Source organism: Streptomyces chrestomyceticus JCM 4735 (assembly GCF_003865135.1).
In the GTDB taxonomy this organism is placed as follows: domain Bacteria; phylum Actinomycetota; class Actinomycetes; order Streptomycetales; family Streptomycetaceae; genus Streptomyces; species Streptomyces chrestomyceticus.
This window is the reverse complement of sequence record NZ_BHZC01000001.1, coordinates 469,298-482,831: the sequence shown is the minus strand read 5'-3', so window position 1 is coordinate 482,831 and position 13,534 is coordinate 469,298. Positions and strand designations below refer to the sequence as shown.

Genomic DNA, 13,534 nt, shown 5'->3' with positions numbered 1-13,534 from the left:
GGGCGATGCCGTGGGCGCGGGCCGGGGTGCGCGTACGGTCAGGCGGGGACCGACCGCGTCTCGGGGACGAGGTCCGAGGTGGCCCGCCAATGCGCTTTCGGGAGACCCACCAGTCCGTACAGCCAGCGAACAGGGGAGCGGCGCGGCAGGAGGAGCACCCCCGCTACGGCGGCGAAGATTGTCAGGCCGACGGGGTAGCCGAGGAAGCGGACCAGCGTGCTCGTCAGGACGGCGCCGACCAGCGGCAGCCCGTAGAGACCGGCTCCCGCGATGGACACGGCGAGGAAGCGCGGGACCTTCCGGTCCTGGGCACCGCCCGGCAGCAGCCACCCTTCGGCCAGCCAGCCGATCTCCACCAGCAGCATCGTGCCGATGACGGCGGCGCCGAGGAACAGGAGGGAGAGGCAGGTGCCGGAGGTGAGGAAGCGCAGGACGTTGTTGACGACGCTGTCCTCCGGCCAGGCGCGCAGCGCGGCGCCGTCCGTGGTCAGGAAGCGGCGGTAGCCCTGGCCGTCCCAGCCGTGTACGAGGGTGCCGAAGAGCAGGAAGGAGCCGCCGACGCAGTTCAGGTACGCCCAGTAGCCCGCGCCGACCAGGCACAGCGCCTGCGCGAGCAGGAAGCCGAGGAGGGTGGCGAGCACGACGCCGCCTGCGTAGAGGAGCGGGAAGCCCGCCCAGACACCGCGGTGCCCGTCGGCGATGTGCATCGTCGACCAGGACGGGTTCTGCCATATCAGGAACAGACCGGTCGGCACCAGCAGCACCGCCGCGTACAGCAGCGTCAGACACAGGTACGGGTTCGCGGCGCGGCTGACGAGACGCGGGGCGAGCAGCGCGGGCAGCCCGGTGCGGTCGGCGGCGCGGCGTTCGAGGAACTGCAGTTGCCGGGCGGCGGAGAGCGCGAACGCCGAGCCGATGGCGTATGCCCAGAACAGCGCGGCCGGCAGCCCGATCATGCCGTCCCCGCTCCCGGCCCGGCGTCGAGGGCCAGGCCGTCCGCGACGATCAGGTCGGAGGTGACCAGGGCCTGCTCGGCGTCCACGTCGGTCATGAAGACGAAGGGCGGTACGACGGGCGGCACCGGGAGGGTGTCCGGGGTGAAGGTCAGACAGATCAGCCCTTCCAGACAGCCGCTGAACTTGGTGAGGTAGAGCGTCACATTGCCGCTGAGGTCCAGGCTGCGGGCGCCCAGCCTGAGTTGGGGGCCGCCGGCGTCGCGGGTGGTGAGCCGGTAGTCCGTGAGCGAGGCGGCCTTCATCCGGAGGACCATCGCCTTGACCGGCCCGTCGGCCGTCTGCACCTCGGTGACACCGGCCAGCAGGAAGCCCTTCGGCGCGAACATGGTGGTGGTCACCGTCGGCGGGACGGGTGGGGCGGGGATGCCGGGGGCCGCGTGCGCGGGTTCGGTGGGGGTGCCGATGACGGCGATCAGGACGATCGGCAGGGTTACGGCGAGTGTCTTGCTCCTGCCCTTGTCGTCTTTGCCGGACGTGTCCTCGTCCTTCTGTGAGAGGGGTGGGGTGGTCCTCTCGTCTCCGTCACCTTCCTCGTCCCCCTCCGCCTCCTCCCGCAGCGGCGTCCACCCGAATCCCATCGCGCTGCCCGCGATGCCCAGTCCCATCCCCAACAGGAACCCGCCCAGGTTGGTCGCAGCGAACGACAGGACGGACAGGATCAGCGCGTGCAGACTCACGTAATGGTGCGCGGCCGGGCGCAGCCACAGGAACAGCCCGGCCACGATCAGCGCCAGCCCGATGCCGATCGCGGCCAGTCCGCCCAGACCGAGGCTGATCAGTACGGTCAGCGGCGACAGCGGTACGAGCAGCAGTTCCGCGCCGCCCAGGATCAGCAGCAGCCCGGCCCAGAACGGCCGGGTCCGCCGCCAGCCGCGGAACGCCGCCCGCCGCTCGGGCCAGGGGAGCCTGGCGGCCGGGCGCCGGGTGGTCAGAAGCACTTCTTGCCGTCCAGGCTCACGTCCAGCCGCAGACCCTTGAGACGGAAGTTGCCGCCGGTGGCGGACCACGCGTGGGACCTGACCCCGGCCACCTCGATGTCCCCGGCCTGGAGACCGAACTTGCCCTTCTCGCCCTGGACACCGGGCACCTGGTCGAGGGTGGAGGCGTCCCGACCGATCTGCGCCGTACCGAAGCGCGCGTCGCCCACCAGGTCCTCGGCGTCGATGACGAGGCTGTCGGCGGTGACCTGCCCGGCGTCGCCGCCGGCGGTCAGCTTGAACACGACGGTACCCAGCGGCGTCTTGACCTCGGCCGCCTGGCAGATGTCGCTCAGTGTGGCCTTGCCCAGGCCGAGCAGTGCGACGGGGTGCCCCTTGCCGCCCACGTCGCGGTCGGTGTGGACGTACGAGGCGAGCCCCTGGCTGGTCAGCTTGCCCGAGGTGACCTGGAAGTTGGTGCCCGAGACGGCGAACGACGCGGCGAGCGCGCCCTCGGCCATCACCGAGGCCATCGCGCCGACCGCGAGCACCGCGGGGACCGCCGTGACCGCGGCCTTCTTCCAGGAGGTGCGTCCCTGCGGCAACGGCCGCCTTTTCTTGCTCACTGCTTCCTCCCCGGGGCAGCGATGGGACGGCTGCCGGCGCAGCCGTGGACACGTGCGAGCGCGCGAGGGAAGTGCCTGGTGGAGCTGTCGCGGGACGAAGCCGCAGGTGGCGTACTTCTGCCATACTGCGGAAAATCCGCGGCAGTTGGAGACTAGGGCTCGAATTGAATAATAGTCAACAGCGCGGACCCGGTGTCCCACGGGTCGCCCGCGTCACCGAGCGTTCGCAGGCACGCCGTGCCGAACTGATCGCCACCGGAAGGAGACTGTTCGCCGACACCTCCTACGACGCCCTGTCCATGGACGACATCGCCCGCCAGGCCGGTGTCGCGAAGGGCCTGATCTACTACTACTTCAAGAACAAGCGCGGCTACTACCTCGCGATCATCGAGGACGCCGTCGCGGAACTGGTCCGGCGCGCCGCGAGCACCCACGACCTGCCGCCCGTGGAGCGGGTCCAGCACACGATCGACGGCTATCTGCGCTACGCCCAGCACCACCAGGCGGCCTATCGCGCCATCGTCACGGGCGGCGTCGGCTTCGACGCCCAGGTGCTCGCGATCCGGGCGGAGGTGCGCGAGCGACTGCTCGGCACCATCGCGCACGCCGCCTGGGGCCGCGAGGACATCCCCGCACTGGCCCGTACGGCGCTGGTCGGCTGGCTCTCCAGCGTCGAGGGCGTCACCCTCGAATGGATCGCGCGCCAGGAACTGGACCGGGAGACGGTCGGCTCGCTGCTGGTCCGGGGGCTCGGGGACACCCTGCGGCTGATCGAGGAGTACGAGCCCACCTGCCCGGCGCCCACTCGGCCGTCCGTCCCCTGACGTGCGGCGGGGCCCGGGCTCGTCCCGGCGGGGAATCCGTCGGCGAGTCCTTCGGTAAAAGGCGGTGCCTGCTGTCGATGAATAGCTGACTCGATTCACCAGGGCAACCGCCGTATCCCTGTGGGTAATTCCTCCGGGGGTACGGTCCGGCCTTTCTTGCCTTGTCGCGGTGCGGTCGTCATGGTCGGGTCTGCTGGTTGAGCCGTCAACTGGATGGTGGCGGGCTCCGGTTCGGGAGGGCGGTGAGGTGGCGCCGGGCCGGATAAAGGCGCGGTATTGGTTTATCGCGAAACATATCTGTGGTGTGGGGCAATCGTTCGGCACGGGCGCGATTCCCGCGCACGGGAAAGTCATGGCATGATCACGCAGATCCGTTCCGCGAGTCGTCGCGAACGTCCCGTCGTCGTGAGGCGCTGCCTGCGGAGCCGACTCCGTCGTGGCGCACCCCACCCCACGTCCCAAGGGCCCACTGTGCACAAGATCACCAAGCAGGCGCTCATACCTGCCTTGACCACCATCTCCCTGCTGGCCGCAGGGTGTTCGTCGGCCGGCGCCGGGAAGGCCGGTGGTTCCGGCGACGCCGCCGAGACCGCCGGTACCGGAGGCGGAGGCGGGGAGGCCGTCGCTCCGGCCGCCGAACTGGACGCCGCGGCCGACACCGGCAAGAGCGGCGGTGCCACCGGCGACGGGCGGCGACTGCCGGTCACCGCGGCTCCGGGGCCGTCCGCTCCGGCCGGTGCCACGGCCGTGGCGCGTCCGTCCCGCGACGGGCACGTGACGCACAAGTCCTCGTTGCGGATCGCTTCGTACGACCGGCGCAGTGGGCGCGCGGTCATCGTGGGGGCGGCGGTTGCTCCGAAGGGGCCCTCGGGGCCCCTGAGCCCTCCTCGCCTGCCGCCCCCTCCTCCCCGGCGCCCTCGACCCCCACCCCGTCCGCCCCCACTCCCACCGCCGGTCCTGACGGGACCGCCACGCCCGCCAAGCCCGCCGCTCCCAGGAAGAATTCGGCGGTGGCTGTCGGCGACGTCATCGCGAGCGCGCCCGCCCCCGGCGCCCCCAGCGGCGTACTGGCCAAGGTCACCAAGGTGCTGGGCACGACGTGCCAGGGTACGGAGGTCAACACCGCCCCAGCCACGCTCGACGCGCTGCTGGGCAAGGACGAGGCGGACGGGAAGGTGCCCGTCGACCCGGCGGGCATCTCGGTCGAGCCGCTGGTCAAGGGCGTGAAGGTGTCCTGGGCGAAGAACGGCGGGCGGCGGTTCGGCCCGCAGGGCGCCACGTTGCCCCTGGGTAGTCTGCGCCTCGACGTCGGCGCGTCGGTCGCCACCGCCGAGGGTGCTCCGGCCGACGCCGCAGCCTCGGTCTCCGGCTTCGTCCAGCTTTCCCCGAAGGTGGAGTTCGGCTACAACGGCAACCGTACGCACACCGATTCCGCCGCTCCCGGCGCCGGAACCGGCACGGCTCCCCGCGGTGCCTACATCGGGCTGGCGGGCGACTGGTCCTCCCAGTGGCAGTTCAAGGGCCGGGCTGCCGCGTCGACCGGCAAGGACAAGCCGCTGCGGGTGCCGTTCGCCAAGCTGCACGCGGACCCGGTCATCCAGGTCGGCCCGGTGCCCGTCGTCGTCAACCTCGACCTCACGTGCTACCTCGCGGTGGAGGCCGACGGCAGGATCACTGTCGATGTCAAGCAGGACCTCAAGGGCGGCTTCCGGGTCGGTGGCAGCTACAGTTGGGCCAAGGGCTGGAAGCCGGTCAGCGAGTCCGGCCTGACCGCCACCCCCGTACAGGCCGCCGTGACGGCGGCGGGCCGGGCCAAGGCCGTATTCGGCGCCGAGGCGGGCGTCGGCCTGTACGGCATGGCCGGGGTGAGCGCCGACATCGCCCCGTACCTGCGCGGCGAAGGCAGTGCCGCGGTTACCGGCTCCTCCGACGGCAAGGGCTCCGCCACGGCCGACTGGAAGGCTTTTGGAGGGCTGGACCTTTCGGGCTCGCTCCAGGCTCAGCTTACGGTCTTCGGCACCCCGCTCTTCCAGAAGCGCATTCCCCTGGGCGCCCTGCACCGGGAGTGGCAGCTCGCGGCCGGCCGTCTGTCGTCCAGCGCCCGGCAGCCGCACGCCGACTGACCTGTAGGCCGGCCCACTGCCGTCGTGCCGTCTTGCCGTACCGACCTGGTGGTACGGCAGGACGGCACTTTCGGTTCCGGCGATCGGTGAGTGCCGACCGGGTCCGGTGACCGCGATCGAACGGTGCCTGCCACACCAATTGCCGTGCAGAACTGTTGTTTTGCGGTGCGGACTGTGTCTAACTGTTTGACTATGTTTCCTTCTCTGCGTGGCCTGAGCCCGCGTGCCAGAGGCGTCCCGCACCGAAGACACCGCATGAGACGCCCCCGACGCCTCTCCCCCCACCTGCTGTTCTGCGCCTTACTGTGCGCCCTCGCCGGCTCGTTGGCGGTCAGCGGACTCGTGCCGCCGGCACGGGCGGCGGAAGCCCCGTACGAGACGGGGCACGGCCTCAAGGGTGAGTACTTCCGGATGTCCCAGCCCGGCGCCCGCGACTTCGCCGAACTGGGCGGGACGACCCTGGAGCCGGCCGTCGACTTCCCCGACCTGAGCTCCGTCTTCCGGTTCACCACGGGGCGCACCGAGCACACCACGGCCCGGTGGAGCGGCAAGATCGAGGTGCCCAAGAGCGGCACGTTCACCTTCTTCGCCAAGGGGGACAACGGCTTCCGGTTCTTCGTCGACGGCAAGCCGGTCATCGACCACTGGGTGCCCGACTGGGACGTCGAGATCAAGAGCCGACCCGTCGAACTCACCGCCGGCCGGCAGTACGACTTCCGGTTCGAGATGTTCCAGGACACCGGCGGTTCCAACATGGTGCTGAGCTGGCAGAGTCCGGACGTCAAGCGGCAGCCGGTCCCGGAGTCGGCCTTCAGCCTGCCGGACGGTTACGAGCCGTACCCGGTGGATCTGGTCGTCGGGGCCGACGGACGGCGACTGCGGGCGACGTTCGAGGGCGAGGTCCGTGAGGCCGAGACACTCAAGGACCACCTGATGCTGGAGGTCGACTCCACGCAGATGCCTGTGGAGGCGGCCGTCAGGGACGGGAACGACCCACGCTCCGTGGTCCTCACGCTGGCCGGGCCCGTCCAGAAGGGGCAGCGGGTGCGCTTCGGATACGACGGCAAGGGCGGGCTGACCAGCGGCGGGAAGCCCGTGCCCGTGGTGATCCGCGCGGCCGGGAACCTCTCCGCCCACCGGCTGACCACCGAGTGGGGTGACAAGGTGGACCCGGACCACCCGCTGCCCGAGTACCCCCGTCCGCAGGAGAAGCGGGCGCAGTGGAAGAACCTCAACGGCCGGTGGGAGTTCGCCGGCGCCCGTAAGGACGAGCAGCCCCCGTTCGGCAGGCGGCTGGCCGAAAAGATCACGGTGCCGTTCCCTGTCGAGTCGCAGCTCTCCGGGATCGAGCGGCACGAGGACCACATGTTCTACCGCAGGCTCATTACCGTCCCCAAGAGCTGGCACGTCGGCACCGCGCGGCGCCTCAAGCTCAACTTCGGCGCCGTCGACTACGAAGCGCGGGTCTGGGTCAACGGCAAGCAGGTGGCCCGGCACACCGGCGGCTACACCGGGTTCAGCGCCGACATCACCGACGCGCTGAAGAAGAGCGGCCAACAGGAGATCATCGTCGGCGTCACCGACACCGGCGGCGCCAACCAGCCGAAGGGTAAGCAGACGCCGCGCCCGGGAGGCATCTTCTACACCCAGTCCTCCGGCATCTGGCAGACCGTCTGGATGGAACCCGTCGCCAGGACGGCCGTCGACAGGATCGTCAGCACCCCCGACATCGGCAGCAGCACCCTCAAGGTGACGGCCGAGTCCCGTAACGCCTCCCCGAGGGCGCAGGTCACGGCCGTGGCGCGGGACAAGAGCGGCCGGGTGGTCGGCAGGGCCACCGGACCGGCCAACGCCAACCTCGACCTGAAGGTACGGAACCAGCACCTGTGGTCGCCCGACGACCCCTACCTCTACGACCTCGAAGTCACCCTCCGCGACGGCGGGCCGAAGGACTCCGTCAAGAGCTACTTCGGGATGCGCTCGATCGGCGTGCAGAAGGTCGGCGGCCACCCCAAGCTCGTACTGAACGGCAAGCCCTTCTTCTCCCTCGCCATGCTGGACCAGGGCTTCTGGCCGGACGGCCTCCACACCCAGCCCAGTGACGACGCGCTCCGCTTCGACCTGGAGGGGCAGAAGCAGCTCGGCTTCAACGCGGTACGCAAGCACATCAAGGTCGAGTCGCCCCGCTGGTACTACCACGCGGACCGGATCGGACTGCTGGTGTGGCAGGACTTCGTCTCCGGCACCATCACCGACGAGCGAGGGCAGCAGGCCTTCACCGAGCAGGGCAAGGAGATGATGCGGCAGACGCACAACTCACCGGCTGTCGGCGGCTACGTCGTCTTCAACGAGGGCTGGGGCGAGTGGGACCGCGCCGCCACCGGCCGGCTCGCCGAGGCCGTCAAGGCCGCCGACCCCTCGCGCGTCGTCAACGCGCACAGTGGCGTCAACTGCTGTGACTCCAAGGGTGATTCGGGCAAGGGTGACATCATCGATCACCACGACTACAACAACGTCGACCCGCCCGCACCCGACGACCGCCGGGCCGCCATGGACGGCGAACACGGCGGCTTCACCCTGCGCACTCCCGGTCACATGTGGCCCGGCGCTCCCACCGTGATCTACAGCGGGGTGGCCGACCAGGAGGCGCTGACCAGGAAGTACGTGGACAACACCCGCACGTTCTATCTGCGCCAGGCGCGTGAGCAACTGTCCGGCTCGGTCTACACGCAGGTCTCCGACCTGGAGAACGAACTCAACGGATTCTGGACGTACGACCGGCGCAAGCTCAAGGTCGATCCCGTCCGTATCCGCGCTGTCAACCGGGAGGTCATCGCGGCTGGGGCGGCGGCAGGAGGCTGACCGTCCCGCGCGTGTATGGCCGTGTGTGTGACCGTGTATAGCTGTGCGCGGCCGTGTGTATGGCAACGAAGCCAGGCCCGTGGAGAACGGGCCTGGCTTCTCCGGTGATGGCGGCAAGCCGGAGGGGGAGGCGTGGGCAGGCGTGCGGGGGCGGGCGGTGTCAGACAGGCAGGGCGCAGCCGAGCGAAGACGTGGTGAAGGGCGGCCCGGAGGCGGTGAGGGTGCCGGTTTCCCGGTTCACGGTGAAGACGCCGACCGTCTTGCCGTACTGGTTGGCCGCGAACAGCAGGGTGCCTGACGGCGCCAGGCTGATGTGCCGGGGCCAGGAGCCGCCACTGGGCACCGTGTCCACCAGGCGCAGGCTGGAACCGTCCTCGGCGACGGCGAACCGGGCGATGCTTTCATGCCCCCGGTTGGAGAGGTAGAGGAACCGGCCGTCCGCCGAAATCGCCACCTCTGCGGGGTAGTTGCGGACGGCTGCCGCAGAGCCACCGGGGACGGTGGGTCGGCTCTCGCCACGGGTGAGCACGCCAGTCGTCGGTTGGTGGCCGTAGACGGTGATGGTGCTGTTCAGTTCGTTGGCGACGTACGCGTAGGGGGCCGTGGGGTGGAAGACCATGTGACGGGGGCCGGCGCCCGGCACCGAGCGGGCCTCGGACACCGGCCGCAGCGTGCCGCTCGCGGTGTCGAGCCGGTACGTGTATACCTTGTCCGTGCCCAGGTCGACGGCGAAGACGTAGCGGCCCAGGGGATCGGTGATGATCTGGTGCGCGTGCGGGCCCTCCTGGCGCCCGGGGTCGGGCCCGGAGCCGGTGTGCTGGACGAGCGCGGTACGAGGGCCCACGCTGCCGTCGCCGTTGATCCGGTGCGCCGCGACGCTGCCCGCGCCGTAGTTGGCGCTGAGCAGATAGCGGCCGATGGGGTGCACCGACAGGTGGGTGACGTTGGCGCCGCCCGTGGACTGTGCCTGGCCCAAGGGTGCGAGCGCGCCGCCGGTGCCGATGGCGAAGGCCCGTACCGCGCCTTGCCGTCCGCTGTTGTCGAGGGAGTAGAGCACCTTGCCGTCGGGGGAGACCGCGAGGAAGGACGGGTCGGTCACCGCCGGGAAACCGCCCCGCCGGGTCAGGGCGCCGGTCGTGGTGTCGTACGTGCAGGAGATGATGCCGTTGCCGTACGTACCCAGGAACGCCGGTCGCAGGCCGGCGGCCTCCGGCCGGGAGGGTGACGGCAGGGCCCGCGCGGCGGGAGCGTGGAGCCCGGACGCGGCGCCGAGCACGCCGGCGCCCAGCGCCCCGAGGAGTGAGCGGCGGGCGAGGCCGGAGGTCGTGGTGGCTCGGCCGGTGTGCTCCACGGGCTGTGGCGACTGTGGGGGCATGACGGGACCTTTCCACACCGAGGGGTGGGCGAATTGGCGTGTGCTCGTCAACAGCATGGCGACCTGGCGGCCTCCAGGTCCAGACCAATGCCGTTACCGGGAGTGCCTTGGCCTTCGTGAGACTTCCGGTGTTGAGTGCGGGGTGCAGGGTGAGAACGACCCCGCACGCGCGGGGACCACGCGCCGTTGTACGAGCCGTTCCCCGGTGCCGCGGGAACAGCCCCGCACGCGCGGGGACCACGCCTTGGCCGAGAGCGTCGAGCGACGCTTTTCGGGAACAGCCCCGCACGCGCGGGGACCACAGGCCGTGACCAGCGGCTTCGTCAGGCAAGGAAGCGGTTTTTACTTACTTTCGCGGCTTCCGGCATAACTGGCATATGTTCAGGCATCGACGGGCTGCTCCCTCGTGCGGGGTGCGACCGGGACGGTTCAGCCGCGTCGGTATTCTCGCGTGCTTTCGGGGCGCCGGGCCCCTTATTGGTGTGGGTGGTTCGGGACCCGCTCGTTGTGATCGACGGGAGGCGGCGCGGCGAGCCTCTGCAGGGGGTTCTCCCGGGAGTTGGTGGAAACTGCGGGAAACAGCCATGCGCGGTGCGTGCACGTCGATGAAGCCGACCTTGAGAAGAACGAGCCCGGCCCCATCATCACCGCCCTTCCGCCGCCGCGGCATCGTTGTGGCCCGGCGCCTCCCGCAGCGACGCGCCCTGTCCACCCCGAACACGGAGACAGACAGGGCGCGCAGGCCGCACCGGTCAGGGCGATGCCGTAACGGCCGGACCGCCCTTACTTGATGGCCTTGATCAGTTCACCGTTCGCCGTGTCGCCGCTCAGTTCCCAGAAGAACGTGCCGCCCAGCCCCTGCTGGTTCTTGTACGCCATCTTGGTGCCGATGGTCTCCGGGGTGTCGTAGCTCCACCACTGGGTCCCGCACTTGGCGTATGCCGTGCCGCCGACCTTGCCGGTTGCGGGGCAGCGGGTCTTGAGGAGTTTGTAGTCCTCGATGCCGGCCTCGTACTTGCCCGGTGCCGCGCCGGTCGCCGTGCCGCCCGGGGCGTCCTGCGTCACGCCCTGCCAGCCGCGTCCGTAGAAGCCGAGGCCGAGCAGGAGCTTGTTGGCGGGGACGCCCATGTCCTTGAGCTTCTTGATGGTGTCGGTGGTGTTGTAGCCGGCCTTCGGGATGCCGTTGTACGAGGTCAGCGGCGAGTGCGGGGCCGTCGGGCCCTTGGCGTCCCAGGCGCCGAAGTAGTCGTACGTCATCGGGTTGTACCAGTCGAGGTACTGCGCGGCGCCCTTGTAGTCGGCGGCGTCCAGCTTGCCGCCGGCCGAGGCGTCGGCCGCGATCGCCGCGGTCACCAGCTTGCTGCCGAACTTCGAGCGCAGCGCCCTGGTGAGGTTGGTGAGTGCTTCGCGGCCGCTGGTGTCGCAGGTCAGGCCGCAGGCGTTCGGGTACTCCCAGTCGATGTCGATGCCGTCGAAGACATCGGCCCAGCGCTTGTCCTGGACGAGGTCCAGGCAGGACTGGGCGAAGCCGTTCGGGTTCTTGGCGGCCTCGGCGAAGCCGCCGGACCAGGTCCAGCCGCCGAAGGACCAGATGACCTTGAGGTTCGGGTGCAGCTTCTTGAGCTTGCGCAGTTGGTTGAAGTTGCCGCGCAGCGCGCCCGCGTCCCACGTGTCGGCCTTGCCGTCGACGCTCTGGTCCGCGGTGTACGCCTTGTCGTAGTCGGCGTACGCGTCGCCGATGGTGCACTTGCCGCCCTGGACGTTGCCGAAGGCGTAGTTGATGTGGGTCAGCTTGTCGGCGGACCCGGACGTCTGGATGTTCTTGACGTGGTAATTCCGGTCGTAGACGCCCCAGTTGGTGAAGTAGCCGACCACCTTGTTGCCGGCGGCCTGGGTCCCGGCCGGGGCGGCCGCAGGGGTGGCGGAGGGGGCGCTGCCGGTGGGGTCGGCGGCGGCCGTGCCCGCGAACAGAGTGCCGGCCAGGGCGGCCGTACAGAGTGCGGTGGTGGCGGCGATGAGCCGGCGCGGCGATCGCGTACGGATGGATCCGGGCATGTCGTCTCCTCGGAGGGGGGTCGAGGGTGGTGCGGGACGGACACGCGTTGCGAATTGGCATGAACGCGTTGAGTGTTGCGGGGGAGAACGTAGAAGGACTAGACCAGTGCGGTCAATGGTTTGGACCAATTTCATGGTGCGTACAGCTCCAGGCGGCCGGGAGGTGGGGGAGGGAGGTAAGGGGCGTACAGGGATGTTCGGGAGGGGGTGGGAGAGGAGGTCAGGGGGATGGGAGAGGGAACCAGGCGGAGCTTCGGGGTGGCCTGATGGTGGTGCCGGCTCGCCGGTTCCGGTGCTGACGAAGTTCCGTGCGGCCGGAACAAGATCTCGGTCAACCAGTGACGTGAAGCTGCCGATCGGGCATACTCACAGCGCCACAGCTGCAGGTCACCGCCCTCCGCGACCCGGTGGGGATCATCTGCTGAGCACTGTGCGAACGACCGGCGGCGCCGCCTCACCCTCGCGGGCGCCGTCGCAGCGCCCGACAGGGAGGAGAGCGCCGCCATGACTGATTACGGCCCCCGGCCGGTGGACCGCAGGCTGCCCACGGAGGAGGCCCGCGATCTGCTGGCACTGGTGCGGGATCTCCTCGACCGTGAGATCAAGCCGGTCGCCGCCGAGCAGGAGGAAGCGGGACGGTTCCCCCGGGAGACCTTCGCCCTGCTCTCCGAGTCAGGTCTGCTCTCCCTCCCGTACGCGGAGGAGTTCGGCGGCGGGGGCCAGCCCTACGAGGTGTACCTCCAGATCCTGGAAGAGCTGGCGGCCGCGCGGCTGACCGTGGGTCTCGGCGTCAGCGTGCACACCCTCGCCTGCCATGCGCTCGCCGAGTTCGGCACGAAGGAGCAGCGCGCCGCCCACCTGCCCGCCATGCTCGGCGGCGGCCTGCTCGGCGCCTACTGCCTCTCCGAGCCCGCGTCCGGCTCCGACGCCGCCTCCCTGACCACCAAGGCGGTACGCGACGGGGACACCTGGACCCTGGAAGGCACCAAGGCGTGGATCACCCACGGTGGTGTCGCCGACTTCTACACCGTGCTGGCGCGCACCGGCGACAAGGGCGCCCGCGGCATCACGGCTTTCCTGGTGCCCGGTGACGCGGAAGGGCTGACCGCCGCCGCGCCCGAGCGCAAGATGGGCATGAAGGGCTCGCCCACGGCCCAGCTCCACTTCGACGGCGTACGGGTTCCCGACGCCCGCCGTATCGGGGACGAGGGGCAGGGCTTCGCCATCGCCCTGTCCGCCCTGGACTCCGGCCGGCTCGGCATCGCCGCCTGCGCGATCGGCATCGCCCAGGCCGCGCTGGACGAGGCGCTGGAGTACACCGCCTCCCGGCAGCAGTTCGGCCGTCCGATCGCCGACTTCCAGGGCCTGCGCTTCATGATCGCCGACATGGCCACCCAGATCGAGGCCGGCCGTTCGCTCTACCTGGCCGCCGCCGCCCGTAAGGACGCCGGTCTGCCGTTCTCGAAGGAGGCGGCGATGGCCAAGCTGTTCTGCACGGATGCCGCGATGCGCGTCACGACGGACGCCGTCCAGTTGCTCGGCGGGTACGGCTACACGGTCGACTTCCCGGCCGAGCGCTACATGCGCGAGGCCAAGGTGCTCCAGATCGTCGAGGGCACCAATCAGATCCAGCGCATGGTTGTCGCGCGGCATCTGGCGGGGCCCGAGACCCGCTGAGGCCGGGTGGAGGGGCGGGGAGTGCGTACGGCGGTTTCGTAGGAAACGGCGGGTTCGTG

General features: G+C 70.2%; 8 protein-coding genes and 1 pseudogene. 4 read left to right on the top strand and 5 right to left on the bottom strand.

Annotation, left to right across the window (positions count from 1 at the left end; genetic code table 11):
- Positions 1-38: 38 nt before the first annotated feature.
- Genes EJG53_RS02080 through EJG53_RS02070 form a run of 3 tightly spaced genes read right to left on the bottom strand, consistent with a single transcriptional unit; the run spans position 39 to position 2,466 of the window.
- Positions 39-956: a hypothetical protein gene (locus EJG53_RS02080; RefSeq protein ID WP_125043310.1), complete on the bottom strand. Its 918-nt coding sequence runs from the start codon at positions 954-956 to the stop codon at positions 39-41.
- Entirely contained in the window at positions 953-1,954 is a 1,002-nt protein-coding gene (locus tag EJG53_RS02075; protein ID WP_125043309.1) for a DUF6114 domain-containing protein, read from the bottom strand. Before EJG53_RS02075 ends, EJG53_RS02080 begins: the two co-directional genes overlap by 4 nt.
- Positions 1,945-2,466, bottom strand: a complete 522-nt coding sequence (locus EJG53_RS02070; protein WP_241269154.1) for a DUF6230 family protein — start codon at positions 2,464-2,466, stop codon at positions 1,945-1,947. Before EJG53_RS02070 ends, EJG53_RS02075 begins: the two co-directional genes overlap by 10 nt.
- A gap of 257 nt (positions 2,467-2,723) precedes the next feature.
- Between EJG53_RS02070 and EJG53_RS02065 the strand changes: the two genes are divergently transcribed.
- The 3 genes and pseudogenes from EJG53_RS02065 to EJG53_RS02055 form a co-directional block, all read left to right on the top strand.
- Positions 2,724-3,383 carry a TetR/AcrR family transcriptional regulator gene (locus EJG53_RS02065; RefSeq protein WP_125043307.1) on the top strand — a complete coding sequence of 220 codons (660 nt, stop codon included), beginning with the start codon at positions 2,724-2,726 and terminating at the stop codon, positions 3,381-3,383.
- Between the two features lie 1,010 nt (positions 3,384-4,393).
- Complete coding sequence (locus EJG53_RS02060; protein WP_244954925.1) at positions 4,394-5,506, top strand: hypothetical protein; 1,113 nt, start codon at positions 4,394-4,396, stop codon at positions 5,504-5,506.
- Between the two features lie 255 nt (positions 5,507-5,761).
- A pseudogene (locus EJG53_RS02055) lies at positions 5,762-8,362 on the top strand (PA14 domain-containing protein); the annotation flags it as partial.
- A 166-nt stretch (positions 8,363-8,528) separates the two neighbouring features.
- Here EJG53_RS02055 and EJG53_RS02050 read toward each other — a convergent pair.
- Positions 8,529-9,743, bottom strand: a complete 1,215-nt coding sequence (locus tag EJG53_RS02050) for a lactonase family protein (RefSeq protein WP_125043305.1) — start codon at positions 9,741-9,743, stop codon at positions 8,529-8,531.
- Positions 9,744-10,526: 783 nt separating this feature from the next.
- Positions 10,527-11,798 carry a glycoside hydrolase family 18 protein gene (locus EJG53_RS02045; RefSeq protein WP_125043304.1) on the bottom strand — a complete coding sequence of 424 codons (1,272 nt, stop codon included), beginning with the start codon at positions 11,796-11,798 and terminating at the stop codon, positions 10,527-10,529.
- Positions 11,799-12,302: 504 nt separating this feature from the next.
- Here EJG53_RS02045 and EJG53_RS02040 point away from each other — a divergent pair.
- A complete protein-coding gene (locus tag EJG53_RS02040) occupies positions 12,303-13,475 on the top strand; it encodes an acyl-CoA dehydrogenase family protein (RefSeq protein ID WP_125043303.1) in 1,173 nt (390 codons plus the stop codon).
- Positions 13,476-13,534 lie beyond the last annotated feature (59 nt).